The organism is Sphingobacterium corticibacterium (assembly GCF_004208525.1).
In the GTDB taxonomy this organism is placed as follows: domain Bacteria; phylum Bacteroidota; class Bacteroidia; order Sphingobacteriales; family Sphingobacteriaceae; genus Sphingobacterium; species Sphingobacterium corticibacterium.
In genome coordinates this window covers 670,662-696,333 of the sequence record NZ_SGIT01000002.1, presented here as the reverse complement: position 1 = coordinate 696,333, position 25,672 = coordinate 670,662, and the positions used below count along the sequence as shown (strand labels likewise).

Below are 25,672 nucleotides of genomic sequence, written 5' to 3'. Positions count from 1 at the left end.
GAAAATATTAACTTAGTGGATATCAGATATAAAATAAACCTCTTTTTATGCACTATAAAAAAATCTTCTGCAGTGCCATGCTGATTTTCGCGATTAGTACATTGGCTTTTTCACAAGATCCGAAGGAGCGCACCTATATGTATGAGATTTTAAACCCTAGTCACGAGCCGAAACAAGATGTGAAGGGGTTTGCCCAAACAAGAGTTGAAGAGAAGTTCGATCGTGGGTTGACCTTAGCCCGTATCAAAGAAAATGATGCTATCCACATCAGTTGGCGATTATTAAAAACAGATGATGACGCCGTAGCATTTAACGTATACCGTGCCGTAAATAGCAAACAGAAGAAACTGAATCAAAAGCCGATCACCGCTACAACGGATTTTATCGATACCTCCGTTAAGGATGCCGATGCAATCTATTGGGTAGAGGCGATCAACGGCGCCAAGAAAACGATAAGCGAAAAGAAATCCTTGGCTCAATATGATGGCGAAGAAGTCAATTATCATCGTATAAAACTGAAGGATCCAAATGTGCGGGCAGGAAAGGTAGCCGTAGCCGACTTAAATGGTGACGGTCAATACGATTATATTATCCGCCACCCTCATACGAATGTTGATCCCGGTGTGCCGAACCCCGATGATGGTACAACGTATAAAATAGAAGCCTATTTGCACGACGGTACGTATTTGTGGACGAAAGACTTAGGGCCGGGTATTGAGCCGGGTGTGTGGTATTCGCCCTTTATTGCGTATGATTTTGATGGAGACGGAAAAGCGGAAATCGCCTTAAAAACTGCTGGAGACAATTATCTCAAGAACGATGCTGCACGCATCTATGGAGGCACTGAATACTTAACAGTATTGAACGGAATGACCGGCGAGGAAATAGCTCGTGTAGACTGGCCGGAACGTAATGACCGATACGGTAATGTAAATCGTCAAAACCGAAACCAAATCGGTATGGCCTATTTAGACGGGAAGACTCCTTGCATTCTTGCCGCTAGAGGTACCTATAAGCTAATGACGGTTGATGCTTGGCAATTGCATAATGGTAAATTAGAAAAACTTTGGCGCTGGGATGGTGACGAGGAGAACCCTGTCGTGCGAAGCCAAGGCGCACATAACATGGTTTGCGGTGATGTGGACGGTGATGGAAAGGATGAGATTTTGCTCGGTTCCTGTATGCTTAACAGCAACGGAACATTGCGTTGGTCGACAGGTCTTGGGCATTCTGATAAAGCCTATATGACCGATATCGATCCCAATCGGGAGGGGATGGAGGTATTCTTGGCTATTGAGCCATGGATCGATAACGGTTATGGCGTGAGCACCGTGGATGCCAGTACGGGAGAGCGGATTTGGGGAGTTGGACATAAAACCTTTCATGTGGGGGACGGTATGGTTGCAGACATCGATCCGAATAGTCCCGGGTTGGAATGTTTTGCCGCAGAGGATAAAAAAGGAGGTTCTACCGATAAATACATGTTAAGTGCCGACGGGAAAAAACTCGCTTCCAATGCTGATGTACCCCCTTGTCGGAATTGGATTTGGTGGGATGCAGGAAATACCCGCCAATTGTTTTTTGGGGATGATAACCGTTGGGGCGCAGAATCGATGTCAGGAGGAAGGAGTCAGTCTATCGGCTATTGGAAAGGTGATAAAATTGCAGATGGTATTTACGGTGATATCATTATGATAGCTGATCTGTTTGGCGATTGGCGTGAAGAGGTGGTGACCGCCTTGCCCGGCGAATTGCGAATCTACCATACCCATATTCCAGCGAAGGACCGAAAGGTAACCTTAATGCAAGACGGTGTCTATAGAAGCTACGTGCTTCAGCGCTCACAGGGTTATCCACAAGCGCCGGTTCCATCCTATTATTTGGGGAATTGAGGATGTTTACCAATAAAATATAGTTTTTGAACTTGGTGACAGAGAACCGAGAACTGCTTGTAAAAGCGAGAATACACGTTGTTCTCTCGCTTTTTTTGATACTAAACGCCTTCCGCTTAGCAGCTCAAGACGGTATCCGAGTTTTGAACGACTTGGCGACTAAGGAAAAGCAGCCTTTTCAGGAGAAATTATATCTTCATATAGATAAACCCTTATACTCCGCCGGAGAAACCATTTGGATCAAAGTATATGGCACTATTGGAGTAGAGAACTTGTTGTCAAATCTGAGTAAAGTAGTCTACATCGAGCTGATTGATCCCTTAGACGAACGGGTAGTATTTATTAAAATACCCTTGGTCAATGGTTTAGGTCTTGCCGATATTCAGCTGAACGGTACCAGCATCGAAGGCTCGTATCGGTTGCGTGCATACAGCAATTGGATGAGAAATGCCGATGGGCAGTTTTTTTATGACAGGCCTATATATATTACCAATGGGCTGACGGATAAAACACTAACCTCCACGCATACCATTCAACAGGATAACGGTACAGATTATAGGATACAGCTGAAAAACTTGCAAGGAGAGACGCTCTCCAATAGACCCATACAGTTTGAAATGATGGAAGGAGGGTATGTGCGCAATAAAAAAAGAGGCAAGACAGACGATAACGGCTTGGTGCGTTTATCGTTGGATAAAAAGCATCAAGGCCATATGATACGCTACTATTTTGAAAACGACGAAAAATCTTCAATAAGTAAAGTTATCCGTCCGGTAATAAAGCAGGACACGCCAAATGTCCAGTTGTTCCCCGAAGGAGGTAAGCTATTGATGGATCGACCTAACCGGATGGCGGCAAAGGTCGTCGATGATAAAGGACTGGGGCTTCAGGCAAAACTTGAATTTCGGTCTGATACAGGTATTATTGCTGTGATAGAGACAAATCCGTTGGGGATGGGTGCAGAGATAATACCCATTGCCGATTATAGTATACGTGCATTTGTAGTAGACCAAAGTGGCGCAAAGAAAGAAGTGCTGATGCCGTGCATACACACATCGGGCTATTCATTGCTGGTTGATGCCCAAGATACGACAACATTGTCCGTACAGCTAAATGTTTCAGATGATCTGATGAATAACCAAACCGTCTATTTTGTGCTGCACCATTTGGGAAAGGTATTCAAAACCAGTAAAGAACAGCTATCTGCCACCGAAATTACAACATCGTTACCACTGACAGGTATACCGAATGGAGTCTTGACAGTAAGCGTCCTGGATGAACAGCTGATGCCCATTGCGGAACGTCCGGTCTTTCGCTATACCAGCGGTAGTGTCGCCCCTTTGTCTGTCATTTTGGATAAGGAAATCTATAACACGAGAGAAAAGGTGAATGTCACGATAGAATGGGCGCAAGGATTAAATAGTGCCCGAATCGGAACATATTCCGCAAGTGTTGTTCACCTCTCTGCTGTGGATGCGGAAATGATAGATGAAGGAGCCAATATTCTGTCGACATTATTGTTAAGTGCAGATGTAAAGGGATTCATCGAAAAGCCGGGATTCTATTTTCCTGGAGATAGTGTACGGACCCAGGATATAGATTATTTGATGTTGACGCAAGGCTGGAGAAACATCAACTGGATTCATATAGATAGAGAAGACAGTACAGAATATGCGGTAGAACATGGCCTTGCCTTAGCTGGGCATGTCAAGAAATCAGGTGGCGGAAATTTAGATTCGGACACGAAGATGCAGCTATTTCCCGCTCATGATTATTTGAACTATCGAGAAACGGAGATCGACAAAGACGGACGGTTTGCATTTAAAGATTTGATGTTTTTGGACGGTACAGAATTTATGCTATCTGTGGTCGACAAGAGAGGCAAAAAAATAAGGGCAAAGATGGATCTGGACGAAGAGCAGCCTTCCGATCTCCCTATAAGCCGAAATCTTCCTATGGAACGAAATGATATAAATGAGTTGTTCGTGGATCAGCTCCGACGGGTACAGCATCATTTTCAGCAGTTAGCAGAAGATGGCTCCATTCTTATCGAAGCAGTTGTGGTTGATGCTAAACGGAACAAGGCCTCAAAAAGATCGGCTAACTTCAACGGTCCCGGAAATGCCGATTATGTATTTGATGCCAGCGACCTCCAAGGAGGTACCACCTTGCAACAGTGCATCGAATACGAAGCAATAGGCGTTCAATGGAATTCTATAACAGGAAATCCTTTAGGAGCGTTTTATGTTGTAGACGGAGTTCCAATCGACTCCGCCCGCGCATCGATGATTAATCTAGATGCTTTGGAGAGTATTGAGGTACTTCGAAGCGACCGTTACCTGTTTGCTTATAATCTTTTCAACGACAGTAAGCCGCGGGTAGTATTTATTATGACTACAAAGCCGGGCGCCAAAGGATACGCCTTTAGCAGACCGAGTCTCCGCACGGATACCAAGCTCATCAATCCACAAGGGTTATATATCAGCCGGATTTTTTATAAACCTGTCCATCTTGAAACCGACCAAGCAGGACAAGTACAAAAGTGCGATCTTAGGACTACGATTCATTGGGAGCCCAGCATCGTTATCAATAAGTCCGGTAAAGCCCAGTTTGATTTTTATACCTCCGATGAACCCGGTATGTATCGTTTAGTGATCGAAGGACTGGATTTGTACGGGGCTGTCGAAAGAAAGATCGTGGATGTCCATGTCCGTGAAAAGTGATGTGATTGCCTTTTGCTAAGTAGAATGGCATAATTTGCAATTATTACAAAAAATCATTAACTTTATGATTACCAGATGTAAATCTATATCTCAAGTGGTTTTTTTCTAAAAGCCCCCATTTGACGTGTTATTGATAAGCTTTTATGACCCTATGAAACCTGTTATTTACCTATCGCAGTACCGACGACTTTTATTGCACATGGCGTTGATATTCGTCTATCTTATCGTATTTCTGATCCGGAATTGGGAAGTTGGCGAGATGTCAGTCGCCCGGCTGTTCACGTTGATCCTGCTCGCTGGAGTAGGGATGGGAATTGCCTACCTGGTACGTTATGCCACGTTATTGGCGGTACGTTTACATCGCGTCGGTAGCGCGCTTTTGTTCTTTTTTGGCGGTATGGTCATTATTGGCGTTTTGGGGTATGTGCTGTTCCATGTCGTCAGCAATTTTATGGCGGATGAAGTGGTCAATACGCCTGAAGAACATCCCTGGAAAGACTACGGCCTATTTTATCTTGGTTGGTATGTTAACTATGCTAAATATGGCATAATTTTCTTTTTCGCAGAGGAATTGCTCTTTCAACGATGGGATAAACTATTCGCGAGTTGGGGAGAAAACCACATACCGGAGGGAGCGACCGCGCTGGTTTCTGTTGACGGCGGCGCGATGAGTGCCTTCGATGGCCAGACTGTAACGGTACCTGCTAAGGTCATACGGCTTGTTCATCAAATAAATACCTTACTGGGCTTTAGGCCAGAGGAACCGTCCAAAGGAGTGTTTTTCCCCGAAGAAACACCTGCCGAATCCCCGCCACCCCTGTCTGAGCCTCCGGAGCCGGAGCATGTTACGATCAATTGGATTTTGGACTTTTTAAACGTAGGGCGTTCCACGTTTTATCGATGTATACGGAATCAGATTCTATTTGAAGTATGCCGGATAGGCAACCGCCCTTATTACCTGAAGAAAGAAGTGACGGCCTTAATGATAAGACATGACAAGGGATGCTGGACTTTTTCCAAGTATCTGAAAGAACAGCAGAAGAGAAAAACATAAATATTTCCGAGATTTACCGAACGGTCGACGATGTTTGGCATTCCCTTTCTGATAAGAAGGGAATGGATCTTCCTATCTTGTGATTACTTTTTCATAACAAGTGATCCCTTTTTTCCATCCGGTGATTCCTTTACGGGAAAAAGGGAACGGTTTATACGATAACGTATCCCCTTTGCGCGATCAGGTGATCGCTTAGCCGTTTTTACCATTGGCTGTATCGTAAATGGTATCCCCTTTTCCGAAGAATGTGTTCCCTATAGGATATTCGGTGAACACTTTACGCCACCAAGTATTCCCTTAGTGGTGTAAAGGGGATGGTATATGCCATCAAGTGATCCCTTTCTAACATCCAGTGTTCCCCCTTTTAGTATAAGGTATCCCCGTATTAGTAAAAAGGGAACGGTTTTTTTCGAGGAGTATTCCCTTTGTACGATTAAGTAACTCCTTTTTAATGCTATGTGTTCCCTTTCTCCGATAAAGCGTTTGGTATATAGAAGAAAGGGGAACACGTTATTTGATACGGTATTCCCTTTTTAATCAAAAGCTTTCCCTTTTTGGGATATAGTGCTCCCCTTATAGGAGAAAGGGTTCGGTCAACGTCATAAACCGTACGGTTTATGGGGCTATTTTGGGGCAGTCCCAAGAAATATAGCCACAAACGACTGTCCCAGTTTGGGAGTTTAGTGTCCCAATTGGGGGGTATTTCGAGAGACCTGTCTCATGTTGTCCCAGTTCTGGTAATCCCACAAATCCGCCTCTATGTTTGCTCCCAAGATGATATCCGGAGATCATCGCTATGGTTAAACCGGGAGCAATCCCATAAACAAAAGAAAAATGCGAAAAAAAAGAGTATTGTTGGATTATTCAGGATTGAATGACGACCAACTAAGCACGTTGACAGGAAGAGTGCTGGACTGTTTAGATGGACATGCGCTGTTTATCGATTTGCCGGTTACGGCGGTGGAACTGGAAGAGCAGCTATTGGATTTCCGTGCTCGGTGGCAACAAGTATCCCCCGGGGGAAGCACGTTAGGATTTGCCGAGAAGAACGATGCGCGGGGTTTGTTATTGGCGAGTTTAAAAGATATCGCTTTTTATGTCAATAAAATGGCGAATGGTTCGCGCTCCATGCTGTTGAGTTCCGGGCTGACATTGGAGGCTGATCCCAAGCCTGTATTAGTACCCCGAGTGGTAACGGGTGCTACTGTAATTGACGGATTGCAACGAGGACAGCTGATTTTTAGCTTTGACTCACTAAAAGAGGCCTTGTTTTATGAGTATCAAGTGGCTGATAGTTTAGACGCTGACGGTATTCCGGAATGGGGTGAAGCTTTCCGGACAAGTGTGAGCCGAAGCAATGTGTATGCGCCGACAGTCCCAGGTGTAACCTACTATTTCCGGGTAAGAGCGACCAATAAAAAAGGCGATGGCGATTGGAGTGAAACAGTATCCTTAATGGCAAGATAGGGTCAGTATGGAGATACACGTAAAACGTGTCAGGCAGGGGAAGAATAGTACCCTGTCTGAATTTTATATCGACAATGAATTTAGCTGTTATGGGTTGGAAGATTCCGTGCGTGACGAGAAAATCAAGGGTAGCACGGCTATTCCAGCAGGACGTTATAAGCTGGCATTTAGACGCTATGGCGGGATGAACAGTCGCTATAAGAAATTGTTTCCCGATTTTCATCGCGGTATGATACAGCTTATGGATGTTCCGAATTACTCGTATATCTATATCCATATGGGGAATGACTTCTCCGACACGTCGGGCTGTCTCTTGGTGGGTAAAACAGTGAAGCACTTCCAGAAAGAGCATGAGTATGAGATCCGTCAGTCTAAAAAGGCGTATGTATCTGTATACAAACGGTTGTGTGCCGTGATGGAAAAAGGAGAAGTGTATTTAGTCATTTCTAACAATTTTTAAACGTGAACAAAATAATCAAAAAAGTTAGCCGGGCGATACAAGTGGTATTGCTGGCTCCTATAAAATTGCCGGGAAAGGCATTGCAAGTATTGAAGTATATCGCGGTGGGCTTGGGTATTATCGAAACCGTATTGAATAACGAAGAGGATAAGCCTTTAGAAACGGAAAGGAAGGAGGACCGCGATGCGGATGATGACTAACGTACAGTTAGGAACTCTCGGCGGTACTGTCTGTTCGGTGTGGAGCAGTCTGGACTGGGGAAACGTTGTGCAGACCTGTCTCATGGCCATCATCGGCGCCGCCATTAGTTATCTGACGAGCCGATTGCTACAGGGAAAACGGCGAAGACGGTAACGCTAACTAGGATTGTTTAAAGCAAATTAGCGGAAAAGGCTCTCGGAAACTTTGGTTTTCGGGAGCTTTTTAGTTATAGGTTTAATCTTATGACCATGATATTGGTTTCCTATAATGTCATTCATTATCACAAAATATTCGTAAATTCGTGATATGGAAAAGTTGACTATTAATATTCCAGAAACAAAAAGTGCTTTGGTGAAGCAACTTCTCAAAGAGCTTGGGGTTGTGTTTCAATCTGCCAGTAAAAAGGAGAGTGTATCAGATGTTAGGGCAAAGTTGGCCAATATTTCGGTATGGTCAGATAAAGATATGGAAGTTTTTGAAGAAAACAAGCAAGTATTTGACAAACTTACACCTCCTCAATGGTAGCTGATACAGGTATTTTTATTGAACATCTAAGAGCAAAGGACAAGTTGTCGACCACTCTTTATAAAATAGCGGATGGTACGGAAATCTATTTATCTTCGGTGACGTTATATGAACTTCATATGGGGGCTATAACACCGGAGAAAGTGAAAGACGTTGAGATTATTACCGAGAGTTTCGTAACCTTGCCATTTACTGATCAGATTGCCCAGAAAGCAGCGGAGATATATCACGTATTGCGTAAACGTAATCAGATGATTGAGTTTCGTGATATTTTTATAGCAGCTACATGTCTTGTACATGACCTTTCTATAGTGACATTGAATAAAAAACATTTTAAGCGAATCGACAATTTAAAGGTATTGCGCTAGCTGCCGGAGTGGAACCGACGGCGACGGCGTTGGTGATGTAATAGACTCCCGAGGTGATGAGCCTCGGGAGTTTTTTTATATCTCCCAGGACTTTCTCCGGATAGTTTTCTTAGGTCTTCCTTGTTCATTATCGTCTATGTTTAAGGTTAAAAAAAAGAATAATATCGATAAAGTGTAATTTTATGTAGGTAATGAACAATAATATGCCGTTTCTGAAATGTAATTTTGAGTATAGTTATAAACCAGAACAGAAATCGATATAGTCATGATTCAATGTAACTTTAATACGCGTAACGATATATTCCGATAATCAGGTATGGTCTGCTTTTGAGACTAAAATTAAATGAACATTATAGTCATGAAAAAAATACTTTTAATATTGCTGTCTATGATCTCTGTGTCTACGCTGGCGCAACAAGACCCTCCACCGCGGGTAACTATAAAACTGCCCAACGAGAAGGCAGCCGATATTCCGCCTGGACCATATCAACCTACTTGGGAGTCGATAAAAGAAAACTATCACACTCCAAAATGGTTTATTGACGGAAAATTTGGAATATTTATACACTGGGGTGTATATTCCGTAGCTGCGGCTGGTAGCGAATGGTATCCCCGTCACATGTATGGCGGAATGTTAAAGCACCACACGGAAAACTGGGGGAATCCCAAAGATTTCGGTTACAAGGATTTTATACCGCTATTTACCGCGGAGAAATTCAATCCTGAAGAGTGGACCTCACTATTTAAAGAAGCAGGAGCCACGTATGTTATCCCTACAGCAGAACATCACGATGGATTTGCGCTATACGATAGTGATCTAACCCGCTGGGATGCGAAGGATATGGGGCCAAAGCGTGACTTGATAGGCGATTTAGCGAAGGCCGTGAGGAAGCAAGGGATGAAATTCGGGATGTCGAACCATCGTATGGAACATTGGGATTTTATGTATCCTACAGCAGCCACAGAGCACGATCTGTACGAACCCGAATATGCAGATTTCTATGGTCCTCCACAAAAGCCAGACAAAACAAAGGCATCGGCAATGGGACCTTCTGCCGAAGAGGTGATGGAAGGCAAAGAAGCACCGCAAAATCAGGCTTTCCTCGAGGAATGGTTGGCAAGATGCCAGGAAATTATCGACAAATATCAGCCGGATATGCTTTGGTTCGACAACGGAATAAACAGCCGTACACTTGACCCATTGAAATTGCGATTGGCCGCTTATTATTACAATCGTGCCGCACAATGGGGTAATGAAGTGTCGTTGAGCACTAAGCACGATGCCTATTTATATGGTACGGTGAAAGATTTTGAGCGACAGGGACGTGCTCCCCAAGTATTAACAGATTATTACTGGCAGGTGGATGAGCCTATCGGTCACAAATTTGGCTATGTCGAAGATTTAAAATTACAGACATCATCGCAAATTATTCGGAAACTAATTGAAAACATTTCGAAAAATGGGAACTTATGTCTTAACATTTCACCGAAGGCAGATGGAACTATTCCTGAAAACCAACAGGCAGTATTGCGAAACATTGGAAAATGGTTGAAAATAAACGGTGATGCGGTGTATGGTACCAGAGCTTGGGAACTGTTTGGTGAGGGACCTTCGGTTGAGGATAACAAGTCGGACTATGATTTCAGGTTCACAAAAAAGGGGGACAAAATACTTTATGCTTTTTATGTGAGGTGGCAGGGAAATAATGCAATAATTAAATCGTTCTCAACCGAGAATATTGGAAAAGTAAAGGAGGTTGAACTATTGGGGTTTAAAAAGGTGTCATTCACGCAAACTCGTAATGGGTTGGAAATTATCCTTCCTGATAAAAATCCTAATGAGGATATTTCCGTATTTAAAATTTCGTTCTGAATAAGGTAATGATTAAATTCCTATATTATAATAATCTCCTATCGGGAGGCTATCGTTAAAACTTTATACGTAGCTATTGCAAAAGTTATTCATTAAACGTAACTTAAGCAATTAATTGCATTTTTTATGCAACCGGTTTCCTTTAGCTTGTTACCAAAACGGTAAAAGGAAATTTAAAGTACCTGTAGATATTAAAAACTTATATGATGAAAAGAAAAAGTTTTATTAAAAGTGCTGCTGTATTAGCTGCTTCTACCATGTTTTATAAAGCAAATGCTTTTTCCATCGAAAGCAAGACACTTAAAGTCGGGCTTATCGGTGTAAAAGGGATGGGCTGGGCCAATTTAATGGCGCTGCTGAAGCAACCTAACGTGGAATGTACCGCGCTATGTGATGTCGACGAACGCATTCTAGACCAACGTATAGACGAACTCCGGAAGAAGCAGATTGAAGTCAAGCGCTTTATCAATTATAAAGATTTGTTGGAAGGCGATCTTGTGGATACCGTCATCATCGGAACACCAGACCATTGGCATTGCCTACAAATGGTAGATGCCGTAAAAGCAGGTAAGCATGTGTATGTGGAGAAGCCTATAGGGAATTCTATCGGCGAATGTGAGCTCATGGTGGCAGCAGCACAAAAACACAATAGCATTGTACAGGTCGGACAATGGCAACGTAGTCAACAACACTTTAGAGACGCTATTAATTTTGTACACTCGGGTAAACTGGGGAAAATTAGGTTGGTGAAAGCATGGGCCTATCAGGGTTGGATGAAAAGTATACCGGTAAAGCCCGATGAACCAATTCCGGCAGGTGTCCACTACGATCAGTGGTTAGGCCCCGCCAAGAAAAGACCATTCAACCCCAACCGTTTCCATTTTGAATTTCGCTGGTTTTGGGATTATGCCGGCGGACTGATGACCGATTGGGGGGTACACATGTTGGATTATGCACTGTTGGGGATGCAAGTTTCCGATCCGAAGTCGGTGATGGCTGCGGGAGGTAAGTTTGCCTATCCGGATGATGCGGCCGAAACACCGGACACCTTGACGGCAGTATTTGAGTTTGATGGTTTTAATATACAATGGGAGCAGGCTACAGGGATTGATCTTGGACCGTATGGCAAGAACCACGGCGTTGCTTTTGTAGGTAATAATGGTACGCTGGTGCTGAACAGGGGGGGATGGGAAGTTATCCCGGAAGGTGAGCGGATGGCAGCGGTATCGTTTCAAAAAAGTCAGGACAGTGGACTGGACAACCACATGGCAAATTTCGTACAAGCGATACAACGTAATGATCGCAATTTATTGCATGCGCCGATCGAAGCCGGGGCACACATTGCGATCTTTTCACAAATGGGCAATATTGCCTATCGAACCGGAAAGAAACTCTATTGGAATAAAGAAAATCGAAAATTTGCAGATACCGAGGCGAATCGTTATCTGGTATCAGCATACCATAACGGTTATAAACTGCCCCAAATTTAACAACCTGGCCTACTAAACTTATAAATATAGCAATATGTCTCGATTAGTAACATTATACTCCCTCCAATGGGGTGATTTATCATTGGAAGATGTATGTGCCAAAGCAAAAGAATTTGGCTACGACGGACTGGAACTTGGATTACCGGATCATTTGGACGTTCGGCAAACGGATACCGAATATTATAAGGGCATCAAAAACCTTTTAGAAAAGTATGGATTACAGCTAAAAACGATTTCTTCACATTTGGTCGGACAAGCGGTATGTGATCGAATCGACGAGCGGCACAAAGGTATTTTACCGGCTTATATATGGGGCGACGGCGAGCCCGATGGTGTTCGGCAACGTGCGGCAGAAGAATTGATATTAACAGCAAAAGCCGCAAAAGCATTAGGTGTAAATACAGTCGTGGGGTTTACGGGAAGCCCAATATGGCATTTGTTATATGCGTTTCCCCCCGTTCCCGAATCGATGATTGAAGAGGGGTATAAAGCATTTGCCCGCCGTTTCATTCCCATTCTGGATGCGTTTGAGAAAATAGGTGTCCGCTTCGCGCTGGAAGTACATCCTACGGAGATTGCTTTTGATACCTTTTCGGCTCGTAGAGCATTAGAAGCAGTCGATCATCACCCTGCGTTCGGATTTAATTACGATCCAAGTCATCTGGGGTATCAAGGTGTGGATTACGTGGATTTTATATATCAGTTTCCAGAGCGGATTTTTCATGTACACATGAAAGATGTCTATTGGAGCGACACACCCAAACAGGTGGGGGTATTTGGCGGGCATGTTCCTTTTGGAGACCCCCGCCGTTATTGGAATTTCAGAAGCGTAGGGAGAGGTAAAATCAATTTTGAAGATATCATTCGCGCACTGAACGTTATTGGTTATCAAGGACCGCTATCTATAGAATGGGAAGATAGTGCCATGGACCGTGAGCATGGTGCGCGGGAGTCCTGTACGTTTACGAAACGCATCGATTTTCAAGCTTCAAAGCATGCTTTTGATGCTTTTTTTGCAAAAGATTAATCCTGTTTATCGTGAAATATGAAAAGTAGAAAACTAAAGATGGGCATGGTTGGCGGCGGACTTACCGGTTTTATCGGTGCGATTCATCTGCGGGCGGCGCTCATGGAAAATAAGATTGAATTGGTTTGTGGTTGTTTCAGTTCAAAGCCGGAAGTCTCGAAAGAGTCCGGAAGGTTTTATAATCTTCCAGACAACCGTATATATAACTCCTATCAGGAGATGTTTGCGGGGGAGATCGCGCTGCCAGAAGAGGAGCGTATGGATTTCGTCGTTATTGTCACGCCGAACAACCATCATTTTGAACCCGCTATGCTCGCCTTGGACAACGGAATGCATGTCGTACTGGATAAACCTATGACGTTCTGCTTGGAAGAAGCGAAGATATTGCAGCAAAAAGTAGCGGAAACGGGGTTGGTATTAGCCGTGACGCATGTCTACGCTGGCTATCCGGCGGTCAAAGAAATGAAGACGAGAATAGCCGCAGGGGAACTTGGTAAGCTACGTCGCATTTATGTAGAATATCCGCAAGGTTGGCTGGCAGAACGTATCGAAATCGAAAGTGGAAACAACGCTGGTTGGCGTACCGATCCCAGTCTGTCGGGGAAGGCAGGCTGTATGGGCGACATCGGTACGCACGCTTGGCATCTTTGTGAATATATCTCTGGATTGAAGGTTGAAGAAATGTGTGCTGAACTGAATACCTTTGTGCCCGGACGCCCTATTGACGACGATGGAACAGCCATGATGCGGATGGAACAAGGTGTGAAAGCGTTGCTGGCGGCAAGTCAGATCGCTATTGGCAATGCAAATAATATTAATATCCGTGTTTATGGAGAGAAGGGCAGCCTAAAATGGGTGCAGGAAGATCCCAATAAGTTATTCTTCAATACCAGCCATAACCCCGAGCAGATTATTTATATCGGTGGAGACTATCCTTATTTAAGCCAACGCGCCCAATGGAATATACGGACGCCGGGAGGACATCCGGAAGGCTTTATCGAAGCTTTCGCTAATATTTACCGTAATTTCGCGCTGACGGTGGCAGCGTACAAAGCAGGCGAGCAGCCAACAGCGGAAATGCTGGACTTTCCCAATGTACACGACGGCGTGAGGGGGATGCAGTTTATTGAAACGATTGTAAAAGCGGGTTGGAATGACGATACAAAATGGGTGGATTGGGTAGAATAGGTGCTTTCCACATGAGGTGAAAGCGCCGGATGGGGGATTGAGGAGCAGGTTGCTACAGGTTGCCCATGACAAAGCAACTCGATATCTTTGGAAATACCAAATGTGAATCGATTATAAAGACGATGGCTGCCATGTATAGATACTTGTTTTTTATCGCCCTTTTTCTGCTTACTGTTTCCGCTTTACAGGCGCAGCAACATTTTCTGGATCTCTCTGGTATTTGGCGTTTTGCGCTCGATAAAACAGATCGGGGTATAAAAGACCAATGGTTCAGTCAAACCCTTGCCGGCGATGTAAAGTTACCCGGATCACTGATCGAGCAAAATATCGGCGACGACATCACACTGGAAACACAGTGGACAGGTAGCATTTATGACAGTTCTTTTTATTTTAATCCCAAACTGGAAAAATATCGCCAGCCGGGCAACATCCATATCCCTTTTTGGCTAACGCCTGCGAAGCACTATGTCGGTGCCGCATGGTACCAAAAGGAAATAACTATTCCGGAGAACTGGAAGGGTAGAAGGGTCGTCCTTCATCTGGAGCGAGCACATATAGAAACACGTGTCTGGATTGACGGCAAAGAAATAGGGATGGCAAACAGCTTAGTGGCAGCACACGAATTTGAACTGCCAAGGAACATGGCGCCGGGGAAACATCGGATCTCCATTCGGGTGGATAACCGTTTGCTTATCAATGTTGGTCCCGATTCGCATAGTGTGAGCGATCATACCCAAGGAAATTGGAACGGGCTGGTAGGCAAGTTGTCGCTTGAAGCGGGTTCGCCCATCTATTTTGACGAGATCCAGGTTTTTCCAGATTTAAAAAATAGAAAAGCGCAGGTGAGGATTGTCCTTAAAAACAGTGGGGCAGACCGTGCTTCGGGTGAGATTGTCCTTTCGGCGAATAGTTTTAATAGTCCTGAAAAAGATAAGACGGACCAAGTTACGGCAGACTTTTCCGTAGGGTCCGGAGATACGGATACGTTGTCTGTCGATTTACCTTTCAGCAATAAAATGCAGGTTTGGGATGAATTTAATCCAGCACTGTATACACTTACCGCTACACTTAAAACCGGCAAGGAGAAAAGCATAAAGGAATTGCAGTTCGGTATGCGCGAATTTACAATAGAAGGGAATAGGTTTCTGATCAACGGGCGACCCGTGTTCTTAAGGGGGACGCTGCATAATGGCGAATTTCCGCTCACAGGCTATCCGGCTACGACCGTCGAAGCTTGGAAAGACATTTTTGAAACCGCGAAATCCCATGGATTGAACCACATACGTTTCCACTCCTGGTGCCCACCCGAGGCGGCATTTATAGCTGCTGATATCGTGGGCATGTACCTGCAGCCCGAAGGGCCAAGTTGGCCGAACCACGGCGTTAAGATCGGTGTGGGTGAGCCTATCGATCAGTATCTGTATGACGAAACCGATCGGATGGTCGAAAAATATGGGAACTATGCCTCGTTTGTGATGTTATCGGCCGGAAATGAACCGGCAGGCGATCAGGTAAGGTACCTGAATGAGTTTGTGGATTACTGGAAAAGTAAAGACAGCCGACGGGTTTATACAGGGATGAGCGTAGGCGGTAGCTGGCCGGTAGTGCCACATGCCGAATTTCAGGTCAGGGGTGGGGTAAGGGGGCTTTCCTGGGATAAGCGACCGGAGACCGTATCGGATTTCAGGGAGGCGATATCCAAGTTTGATGCGCCTTTTGTTGCACATGAAAACGGTCAGTATTGTGTTTTCCCTAATTTTGACGAAATACAGAAATATACGGGGGCCTATCGTGCCAAAAACTTGGAGCTTTTTCGTCAGGATTTGACGGATCAAGGAATGGGTAAACAAGCCCATGAATTTCTGATGGCTTCCGGAAAATTACAGGTACTCTGTTATAAACATGATATGGAGAAGATCCTCCGAACACCTGGTTATGCAGGTTTTCAGCTGCTCGGCCTGCAGGATTTTCCTGGGCAAGGGTCGGCCTTGGTCGGGGTGCTGGATGCCTTTTGGGAGGAGAAAGGCTACATCGAGCCGGCAGCGTTCGCCCGTTTCTGCAATAGCACGGTGCCTTTGGCACGCTTTCCAAAATTTGTCTTTACAAATAACGAGCGTCTCGATGTACAGATAGACCTCTTCCATTCCGGCGTTGCGCCTATAGAAAATGCCGTACTGAATTGGGCAATAAAGGATACTGAAGGAAAATCCCTAGCGTCCGGTAATCTGGATGTCGGTATGATCTCCAACGGAAATGGGATACCGGTGGGTCATATTTCCTATCCCTTACACACGGTTACAGCACCATCACAGTTGAGGTTGGAAGTGTCGGTGGCAGGTACCGATTTTCTCAATGATTGGGACTTTTGGGTTTACCCCGAAAAGGTGGTAGAAATGGAAACGGACATCCATTACACCACCGTCTTGGACGATCAAGCCAAAGAAATCTTGAACAACGGTGGTAAAGTGTTCCTCAACGTATCGGGTCAAGTTGTAAAGGGTAAAGAGGTGGAGATGCATTTCCTGCCGGTGTTTTGGAACACATCGTGGTTTAAGATGCGTCCACCACATGTCACGGGAATGCTAATCGACAGTGAAAGCGATGCCTTTTCGCAATTCCCCACGAGCTATCATTCTGATCTGCAATGGTGGGATATTCAAAACCGGGCACAGGTCATGATTCTTGAAGATTTTCCGGTAGGCTTCCGTCCGCTGGTACAACCTATCGATACCTGGTTCATTAACAGAAGGCTCGGCTTGGTTTTCGAAGCGAAGGTTGGCAACGGAAAACTGGTCATGAGCAGTGCAGATTTACACGCCGATATAGACAGGCCGGCATCAAAGCAATTGTTTAAAAGTTTAATCACATACATGGGTTCGGATAAGTTTGATCCGACGGAAGAGGTAGATATGGCGGTCGTCGAGGACATTATGGTTAGCCCCTCGAAGCAACAGTATAAAATTTATACGGTAGACAGCCCGGATGAATTAATGCCAAATTCTAACCGGAATAAAAAATAGAATGATACATGCTGTTGAAGAATAACTTATCTTTAAGGATTATAAACAAAAAAACGAGTAAATTGAACACTATAAAAAAATGGGCTGTTTGTCTGCTGGCATCTTTGGCCTTGTTTGGCTGTATGTCCAATAATGAAAGCACAGATACGGCAAAATTGGCGAATAAACCACTTTATCGCGATACCATTTACGATGGGGCTGCCGATCCGGTTGTTATCTGGAATAAAGAAGAAAACCGATGGTTTATGTTTTATACGAACCGGAGGGCCAATATAGAGGTTGCCAACGAAGTGGATTGGGTGCACGGCACGCCTATTGGAATTGCTGAATCCACAGATGGCGGTGCGAGTTGGCAGTACCGTGCCAATGCGAATATCACCTATGGCAAAGAAGATTATACCTATTGGGCGCCCGATGTGATTGAAGACAATGGACGTTATCACATGTATTTGACCGTCGTTCCCGGTACGTTCTCCGATTGGCGTCATCCGCGGGATATTGTCCACTTGACGAGCGATAACTTGATCGATTGGAAAGAAGAGTCCGTTTTGAAACTGGCTTCGGATCGTGTTATTGATGCGGGTGTTTTCAAAGGAGAGGACGATTGGTGGTATATGTATTACAATAACGAGCGGGATGGGAAATCCATCTACTCCGCCCGAAGCAAGGATCTATACCAATGGGAGGATTTAGGTAAAGCCTTTAATGGTCAAGCGGGTGAAGGCCCGAAAGTATTTTATTGGCATGACCGCTACTTTATGATCATCGATCACTGGGATGGGCTAGGTGTCTACTCTTCTGTTGATTTGAACGAATGGCAACGGCAACCAGATAATATCCTGCGGGAACCGGGTAAAGGGGTTGACGACGGTACGAAAGGATTGCATGCCGATGTCGTTGTGCAAGATGATAAAGCCTATATCTTTTATTTTACGCATCCCGGTAGAACGGCAGGAAATGATGGTGGAGCCGGTGCGGCCAACGATGCGTACAATGTTCGACGCAGTTCGATACAGGTGGCAGAACTGGAGTTTCAAGATGGGGTAATCCACTGTGATCGAGATAAGCCCGTATACATACAGTTAAAAAAATAAAAAAGAAATAATGAAACCAATATTTGGATTGATGTGCCTTATGATAGGGTATCTTTGTTCTTGTACGCCAAACACCAGTAAGGAAAATCCAGAAAGAGACAACAGAAATGTCTATCTGATGTCGTATTTTAAAGGCAATGGCGATGGGTTGCATCTGGCCTATAGCCGTGATGGATTGCAATGGGAAGCATTATGTAAGGATGCTGTTATCTTAGAGCCGCAAATCGGAAAAGATAAACTGATGCGGGACCCGAGCATCGTACAGGATGATGCAGGAACGTTCCACATGGTCTGGACCACCGGTTGGTGGGATCAGGGTATTGGCTATGCATCGTCTAAGGACCTGAAGAACTGGTCAGAACAACACAACATTCCGGTAATGGAAAAATATGAAGGCGCTAGGAACGCATGGGCACCCGAGTTGTTTTATGATGGTAAAGACAAAACGTTTTATATTTTTTGGGCATCCACTATTCCGGGTGCGTTTCCCGAATTACCGACATCCGAAAGTGAAAAAGGACTGAACCATCGCCAATATTATGTAACAACGAAAGATTTCAAGACGTTCAGTGAAACCAAGTTGTTTTTTGAGCCCGGATTTAGCGTTATAGACGGTGCTATACTCCAGAAAGACAATACCTATTATCTCTTTGTGAAAAACGAAAACTCGGCACCACCGGAGAAAAATATCCGGGTAACATCTCATGATAAACCTTTTGACTTTCCGACGAACGTTTCAGCTCCGATTACAGGCGATTATTGGGCCGAAGGTCCGGCTCCCTTGATCGTAGACGATTATGTATATGTATATTTTGATAAATATACCGATCGTAAATACGGAGCGGTGCGCTCCCAGGATATGAAAAACTGGGAAGATGTTTCTGATGCTGTTTCTTTTCCCAAAGGAATACGGCATGGTACTACGTTTGCTGTCTCAGAGGCTATCTTGGAGGGATTGCAATAAGCCACTTGAAACAGGAGACCACAGGTTGCCGTCGACGCGACAAAATACGACCTTAGGGGATGCCAACGATAAATCAAATAACAAAATCGAATCAGATGCAAAAAAATATTTTCGTCATTGTCATCTATATAGGTTTGCTGTTTATCAGTAGTAAAGGATTTACACAAAAAATAAGCAATGAATTTAGTGAATTCAGTTTTGGCAAGGCATATAGCGATCGCTCCACTGTAATACAAACTGCTGAACCTTACGAGGAAAACGGACAGTATGGATTTGAATATGGTACCGAAAAACATGTCAGCATATCGAAAGATAGCCATACCTTGTTTAGCAAACAGCCCTTCTATTTCTCTGTCGATGTGCCCGAAGGTAACTATAAAGTAACCGTTGGATACCAAGGTCTGCGTGATAGCACGTTCAAGAGTACCGTACGCTCCGAATCGAGACGTTTACAGTTGGAGAAGGTCGAGATTAGGCAGCATAAGACCGTAGAAAAAAGCTTTATCGTCAACAGAAAAGATGCACGGATTCGTGAGGGGGAATATGTAAGCCTGAAAAAGCCACGGGAATTGGAGAAATTAGACTGGGATGATAAGCTTACCTTAGAATTTCAGCATACAAACAACATCAGCTACATACGCGTGGAGCAGGTAAATGATGTGCCGACCATTTTTCTAGCTGGTAACTCTACTGTCGTGAACCAAGAACACGAACCTTGGGCATCGTGGGGGCAGATGATTCCGCGATTTTTTGATGCACACATTGCCGTAGCCAACCATGCGGAATCCGGTTTGGCATTAAGCTCATTTTTATCCTCCAAACGGCTGGATAAAATTCTGTCTGTTGCCAAACCCGGCGATTATCTTTTTATCGAATTCGGGCATAACGATCAGAAAGAAAGAGGAGAGCAAGCAGGTGCATATAAAGGCTATACGGAAAGGATGCGTCAGTTTGTTAAGGAATTTCGTGCTGTCGGCGGAACGCCTGTTATTTTAACCTCTACCGCTAGACGCGCTTTTGATACAAACGGTACATTGCAATATACATTAGGCGATTATCCCGATGCTGCCCGAAAGGTTGCGCAGGAATTAAGGGTCCCTTTGATCGATCTGAATAAAATGACACGTACATTCTATGAAACCTTAGGGGTGGAAGGCTCCAAGCAAGCACTGGTTCATTATGCTGCCAATACATTTCCCGATCAACCAGCACCGCTGCAAGACAATACACACTTCAATACGTATGGCGCTTATCAAATTGCGAAGATGGTGCTTCAAGGCATCATCGACAACCATTTAAACATTCGCAAACATATGATTGACTTTAAAAACTACGATCCTATAAAACCCGATAGACCTCAGCTATGGGAATGGCCGCTGAGTATTAAGAACAGTGATGTGAAGCCGGATGGGAATTAAAAAGAACTTTACCAAGCAGGACGCCACAGGTTGCTGCCGTTTTGACAAAAAGATAACTTCGTAAGAGAATAAACTTATAATGGCAATTTTACGGCGAATTATGCCGAGGGCTAATCATGGAGCTGATAGATGCGCAGGTTGTCAATCGCTTGGCGGGAATACGTAGAACGAAACCCGAAATAACCTGATGTTAACGGATCCGGATCACTATGACGGAATAGCTCTTGACCATCCACCGAAAAAGTGGTGATGCCGTTAATTACTTCCGTGCGGATACGGTAGGTACGGTTGGATTCCAGTCTGCTATCGTGTTCGTAGATTAGGGGTTTGGTTCCATCGCCTTCATATTTTCGGAAACGGGTGGTCGTATTGGTGTTACCGCCCATGCCCACATAATATAACGATAATGAATCATAGCTTTCAAACACACCTGATCGGGAAAACAAATTGTCATTTTTTGGATCCGTGGCCATCCAAAACTGATTTAGGTCTGAAAGCCGATCGTTCGCACCGGTGTCTATCACCACGGTGCGATCGTATTCAATGGCGACATTCCCATCTAACCGATAGTTTAGCCATACCGTCACTCCACCATAAGTATCCAGCCAAAGTTTGCCGTCAGCCACGTAAACACGTGAGTCTGGTTTGGGTTCAATCTCGACTACCCACCGAGAACTATCTAATCCATTTTCGAAGGTCTCCTCGAAGAGTAGCTCAGTTTCAGCAGAGCTAGTCGAACGACTTTGGCATGCTGTGAGGATAACGGTTACCCAAATAGGAAAGAGAATCGTATAGACAAATTTCATAGAACAAAAATAACAAACAAATACCAAAACAGTAATGAGCCCACAAAAAAGAAACCATTATCAGCAGTCGAGAAGGCATTTTCTAAAGCAGTCGGCCATATTGGCATCCACCTTGCCTCTCAGTGGTTCAGTCCCATTTCATGCATTCGCCGGGGATAGGCAATATCAACAGGATAAAAACTTACACTGGTTGGGAGAACATGCGCCCAAGAGAACACGAGGTGTGACGTGGGGTGTTCCGTGGAGTAAGGGAGAACTGAAAGAAACGAATGCGCTCACACTGGTTGCCCCCGGTGGTGGCACGCTACCTAGTCAACATTGGGTCACGGCCCGGTGGCCTGACGGATCGGTAAAATGGTCGGCACACGCCGCTGTATTGGATCAGGAAAATGGCAAAGCTGCCTTGGTTTTGCGTAAGGGAGGATCTTCATCCCATACGGGAGATGAAGCAATTGCTGTTAGGGAGGATGACGATATAATTCAGGTAGATACGCGGTCTATGCAATGTGTATTCTCCAAAAAGGGGAATATCTTAATCAGATCCATTCATCAAGGTAAACAAACCACCGTTACCGATGGTCAATTGGTACTCCAGTGGCAAAACTTACCGGAACAGACTATGGGTGAACCGCTGCTAAGCGAAGAACTTCGGAGCGAAATCCACGAGACGGTTGTGGAGCATCAAGGGCCTGTTCGCGTGGTCATCAAAACAACAGGTATACACCACTCGGATACAGGGCGTGAGCTGCTACCGTTTACGGTGCGATTTTATTGTTACCTCCATACAGCTGCCATTCGTATGGTCCATACGTTAGTGTATGATGCAGACGAATACAAGGATTTCATCCATGGATTGGGGATGCAGTTCACGGTGCCGATGACAGACGCCCTGTACGACAGACATATTCGATTCTGTTCCGAGGATGGAGGGGTGTTTGGCGAGGCGGTAAAGGGGTTGACGGGCTTACGGCGCGATCCGGGAAAGGAAATTCGTGATGCACAGGTTGCCGGTAAGGCTGCTCCTCCGGTTTCGACATTCAACTCCCGTGTGGCAAATGGTTTACCTTATATACCTGCTTTTGGCGACTATTCACTCACGCAATCTACACCAGATGGTTTTGAAATCCGTAAACGAACGTCATCCGGTCATGGATGGTTGGCCTGCGCTCACGGCCGACGTGCCGCTGGATGTGGGTATGTCGGTGGGGCTAATGGGGGGATTGTATTTGGTATTCGAAATTTTTGGCAAAGCTTTCCGGCACAGATAGACATTCGGCACGCGCATACCGATGCGGCTAAACTCACGCTCTGGATGTGGGCACCGGATGCTCCCGCCATGGATATCCGGTTCTACCACGATGGCATGGGACAAGATACCTACGAAAAGCAGTTGGAGGGGTTAGATATCACTTACGAGGACTACGAACCCGGATTTGGTACACCCTATGGAATAGCCCGAACCAGCGAGCTTGAAATCTGTATCGTAGACCGTACACCAACCCATGAAGAACTCGCGCTCATGGCCAAACATATCCAAGATCCGCCGTTGCTGGTGTGCGCTCCCATCCACTATCAGCAAAGTGGCGTGTTTGGTGGGGCATATACTGTTGGTCCGCCTAAAAGTAATGCCGAAAAAGCTATCGAAGCGCAGCTGGCATTTTATATCGATTATTACAAAAAGCAAATTGAGCAACACCGATGGTATGGGTTTTGGAACTATGGTGATGTGATGCATAATTATGATCAGGATCGTCACGTATGGCGGTATGATGTAGGTGGATACGCATGGGACAATTCTGAATTATCCACGGACCTTTGGTTATGGTATTATTTTCTGCGCTCAGGTAGGCATGATGTGTTCCGCATGGCGGAGGCGATGACACGGCACACTGGCGAAGTTGATGTGCATCATATCGGACGTTTTTCTCCCTTGGGTTCACGACATAATGTTATGCATTGGGGATGCAGTGCCAAGCAACTGCGCATTAGCACCGTTATTAATCGACGTTTTCTTTACTATCTCACGGCTGATGAGCGTATCGGTGACCTCATGCGTGAACAGATCGAAGCAGCACATACGCTCAAGCAAATTGTGCCCGGTCGCAAGGTAGGTCAAATAGCCGCCAAAGATGATAGCAAGGTGAGTATGTCGTTCGGTACAGATTGGGGTGCTTTGGCATCCGCTTGGTTTACCGAATGGGAGCGTACGGGTGACGAAAAGGTGAAACAGCGTTTGCTGAATAGTATGCGTAGCATTGGCAACCAACCTCATGGTTTTTTTACGAGTTCGGCGAATATGGATTTGAACAACGGCATGTTTGAACGCGTGAAGCACCAGCATATTCGGGTGTCCCATCTCAGTGCGGCGTTTGGCTTGGCGGAAATCTGTACGGAACTGATTGGTTCGCTGGATGTGCCAGTATTTACGAAAGCATGGTTGCAATATTGTGCGGGGTATAATGCGGATGCAACCTGGCAAAAAAAGCATCTTCATCAAACCTTTAAAACACCCAACCTAGGGCAGGGGCATAGCAAACTTACCGCCTATGCTGGTTGGTTTTTGAAAGACCGTGCACTGAAGGAACGTGCTTGGAAGGAATTTTATGCCGGTGCTGCGGGAATGAAACTAGGTATACCACCAGTAGTTCTTGTTAGGCCTCCGGAAGTACTCAGCCAACGGGAGGAGGCACCGGTGTCTACAAATGCGGTTGCCCAATGGAGCTTGGCAGCGATGCAATGTCTGGCGTTTGCCGGCGATGCGATCGATGGGGATGTGGGGCATGAGTTAGAAGATTAGCATCTATAGTTTCGAGAATATCAAGTCTGCGCGCAGCAATTATTTGTTAAATTTACAAATAAATGTTCCATTGATGAGGAGAGATGAACTAATAGCTATTATTAAAAAATGTGAATATCGTTTTAATAGAGGGGGCTATAGTGAGTGGCGCCACAGTGATTACGATGATTTGCGTCGCGAAATAAGGCGTTCTACAAACGTTGTCATAAGTACCAATACACTTAAACGAATTTTTGGAAAGATCGACGTGGATGAAGATTACTTTCCGCAACGGGCAACAATTGACGCATTGAGAACATATGGTAATGAGGGGACAGAAGAAATGAACTTTTCAAATGAGTCTCCAATTACAGTGCAAAAACCATTTCTGAAACTAAATGTAGTTAGATTATCTATTGGTTTGGTAATTATCCTGATTGCTGTTTTTACTTTTGGATATTTCTGGCAATCATCGGATGAAACACAAGCTAAAATCTCCATTATAGGAATGGAAGGAGAACTGCCGGCAACGGTCTTTTTTGAGGTGACACTTCCTTCCACCAGAGACAGTGTTTTTATTGATTTTGGTGATAAATCCCCAAGGAAGTATATGGCTACGAGTCAACGGATAGCACATAATTACCTGTTTCCGGATGTTTTCCGCGCCAAGTTATATGCATCAAAAAAGGTGGTGGCCTCCCAGGATGTTTCCATCTCGTCTAACAGCTGGATAGCGTTGGGATACCATTGGCAACGAGAATTGCCAGATCGCTATTACGCTTTTCCCATTATAAAAAAAACGAAAGATAGTGTATTCCATATCTCCAGTTTGCAAATGCATAAAATGGGATTGGATACCACGACCTCCTTTTTTACAAGGATATGCAATTATACGGATATAGATGCTGAGGCCGATAATTTTGTGTTTGAAACGACCTTTAAAAATAAACCGAGGGACGGAGGTTTGTATTGTAATAGTACACAGTTTCAGATAACTGGTGCCGATGGAGTCATCAGATTTAGATTTGTTAATTCGGGTTGTAGTTTTAGAGTACTAAATATAGTGGGAGAAAAAGTATTTGAAGGCAGTAAGACAAACTTGTCTGAATTTGTAATCCAGACGCAAAATTGGAATACCGTAAAGTTGATAAATGAGGATAAACGGGTAACCTTATTTGTGAATGATCGACAGATTTTTGAAGATACATATGAAAAATCCCTTGGTATGCTCAGAGGACTTTTTATGGAATTTGAAGGGAATGGCTATTTAAAAAAATGCACTTTACAATCACTAGAGGGCGAAACGTATTTCCAGTTTTAACGGAG

At 44.6% G+C, this 25,672-nt stretch carries 19 protein-coding genes; 18 read left to right on the top strand and 1 reads right to left on the bottom strand.

Features of this window, described 5'->3' with window-relative positions; all coding sequences use genetic code 11:
• The first annotated feature begins 47 nt into the window (after nucleotides 1-47).
• The 16 genes from EWE74_RS11620 (at nucleotide 48) to EWE74_RS11545 (ending at nucleotide 20,764) form a co-directional block, all read left to right on the top strand.
• A complete protein-coding gene (locus tag EWE74_RS11620; RefSeq protein WP_165384697.1) occupies nucleotides 48-1,892 on the top strand; it encodes a rhamnogalacturonan lyase family protein in 1,845 nt (614 codons plus the stop codon).
• Nucleotides 1,893-1,918: 26 nt separating this feature from the next.
• The gene (locus tag EWE74_RS11615; protein WP_130141711.1) at nucleotides 1,919-4,615 is read left to right on the top strand and encodes a hypothetical protein; all 2,697 of its coding nucleotides are present in this window, start codon (nucleotides 1,919-1,921) and stop codon (nucleotides 4,613-4,615) included.
• A 151-nt stretch (nucleotides 4,616-4,766) separates the two neighbouring features.
• Complete coding sequence (locus EWE74_RS11610; protein ID WP_130141710.1) at nucleotides 4,767-5,669, top strand: hypothetical protein; 903 nt, start codon at nucleotides 4,767-4,769, stop codon at nucleotides 5,667-5,669.
• Between the two features lie 834 nt (nucleotides 5,670-6,503).
• Nucleotides 6,504-7,136: a fibronectin type III domain-containing protein gene (locus EWE74_RS11605; protein ID WP_130141709.1), complete on the top strand. Its 633-nt coding sequence runs from the start codon at nucleotides 6,504-6,506 to the stop codon at nucleotides 7,134-7,136.
• Between the two features lie 7 nt (nucleotides 7,137-7,143).
• Nucleotides 7,144-7,596, top strand: coding sequence for a DUF5675 family protein (locus tag EWE74_RS11600; protein WP_130141708.1), 453 nt, complete (start codon nucleotides 7,144-7,146; stop codon nucleotides 7,594-7,596).
• Between the two features lie 2 nt (nucleotides 7,597-7,598).
• Entirely contained in the window at nucleotides 7,599-7,796 is a 198-nt protein-coding gene (locus tag EWE74_RS11595) for a hypothetical protein (protein ID WP_130141707.1), read from the top strand.
• 307 nt (nucleotides 7,797-8,103) lie between these two features.
• Nucleotides 8,104-8,322 carry a hypothetical protein gene (locus EWE74_RS11590; protein ID WP_130141706.1) on the top strand — a complete coding sequence of 73 codons (219 nt, stop codon included), beginning with the start codon at nucleotides 8,104-8,106 and terminating at the stop codon, nucleotides 8,320-8,322.
• The gene (locus EWE74_RS11585; protein ID WP_130141705.1) at nucleotides 8,316-8,690 is read left to right on the top strand and encodes a type II toxin-antitoxin system VapC family toxin; all 375 of its coding nucleotides are present in this window, start codon (nucleotides 8,316-8,318) and stop codon (nucleotides 8,688-8,690) included. Before EWE74_RS11590 ends, EWE74_RS11585 begins: the two co-directional genes overlap by 7 nt.
• 358 nt (nucleotides 8,691-9,048) lie before the next feature.
• Nucleotides 9,049-10,563 (top strand): alpha-L-fucosidase, encoded by a 1,515-nt coding sequence (locus EWE74_RS11580; protein WP_206365208.1) that lies wholly within the window; start codon nucleotides 9,049-9,051, stop codon nucleotides 10,561-10,563.
• A gap of 203 nt (nucleotides 10,564-10,766) precedes the next feature.
• Nucleotides 10,767-12,053, top strand: a complete 1,287-nt coding sequence (locus EWE74_RS11575; RefSeq protein ID WP_130141704.1) for a Gfo/Idh/MocA family protein — start codon at nucleotides 10,767-10,769, stop codon at nucleotides 12,051-12,053.
• A 34-nt stretch (nucleotides 12,054-12,087) separates the two neighbouring features.
• A complete protein-coding gene (locus EWE74_RS11570) occupies nucleotides 12,088-13,080 on the top strand; it encodes a sugar phosphate isomerase/epimerase family protein (protein WP_130141703.1) in 993 nt (330 codons plus the stop codon).
• Between the two features lie 18 nt (nucleotides 13,081-13,098).
• Nucleotides 13,099-14,268: a Gfo/Idh/MocA family protein gene (locus EWE74_RS11565; RefSeq protein ID WP_130141702.1), complete on the top strand. Its 1,170-nt coding sequence runs from the start codon at nucleotides 13,099-13,101 to the stop codon at nucleotides 14,266-14,268.
• Between the two features lie 65 nt (nucleotides 14,269-14,333).
• Nucleotides 14,334-17,288, top strand: a complete 2,955-nt coding sequence (locus tag EWE74_RS11560) for an exo-beta-1,4-galactosidase (RefSeq protein ID WP_239018633.1) — start codon at nucleotides 14,334-14,336, stop codon at nucleotides 17,286-17,288.
• A 62-nt stretch (nucleotides 17,289-17,350) separates the two neighbouring features.
• A complete protein-coding gene (locus EWE74_RS11555) occupies nucleotides 17,351-18,382 on the top strand; it encodes a family 43 glycosylhydrolase (protein ID WP_239018632.1) in 1,032 nt (343 codons plus the stop codon).
• A 10-nt stretch (nucleotides 18,383-18,392) separates the two neighbouring features.
• Nucleotides 18,393-19,346, top strand: coding sequence for a glycoside hydrolase family 43 protein (locus EWE74_RS11550; protein ID WP_130141701.1), 954 nt, complete (start codon nucleotides 18,393-18,395; stop codon nucleotides 19,344-19,346).
• A 95-nt stretch (nucleotides 19,347-19,441) separates the two neighbouring features.
• Nucleotides 19,442-20,764: a rhamnogalacturonan acetylesterase gene (locus EWE74_RS11545; protein WP_130141700.1), complete on the top strand. Its 1,323-nt coding sequence runs from the start codon at nucleotides 19,442-19,444 to the stop codon at nucleotides 20,762-20,764.
• 110 nt (nucleotides 20,765-20,874) lie between these two features.
• Here EWE74_RS11545 and EWE74_RS11540 read toward each other — a convergent pair whose 3' ends face one another.
• Nucleotides 20,875-21,570 carry a DUF6250 domain-containing protein gene (locus tag EWE74_RS11540; protein ID WP_130141699.1) on the bottom strand — a complete coding sequence of 232 codons (696 nt, stop codon included), beginning with the start codon at nucleotides 21,568-21,570 and terminating at the stop codon, nucleotides 20,875-20,877.
• A 34-nt stretch (nucleotides 21,571-21,604) separates the two neighbouring features.
• Here EWE74_RS11540 and EWE74_RS11535 point away from each other — a divergent pair, with 34 nt between their 5' ends.
• Nucleotides 21,605-24,367 (top strand): exo-rhamnogalacturonan lyase family protein, encoded by a 2,763-nt coding sequence (locus tag EWE74_RS11535; protein WP_130141698.1) that lies wholly within the window; start codon nucleotides 21,605-21,607, stop codon nucleotides 24,365-24,367.
• A 73-nt stretch (nucleotides 24,368-24,440) separates the two neighbouring features.
• The gene (locus EWE74_RS11530) at nucleotides 24,441-25,667 is read left to right on the top strand and encodes a hypothetical protein (protein ID WP_130141697.1); all 1,227 of its coding nucleotides are present in this window, start codon (nucleotides 24,441-24,443) and stop codon (nucleotides 25,665-25,667) included.
• Nucleotides 25,668-25,672 lie beyond the last annotated feature (5 nt).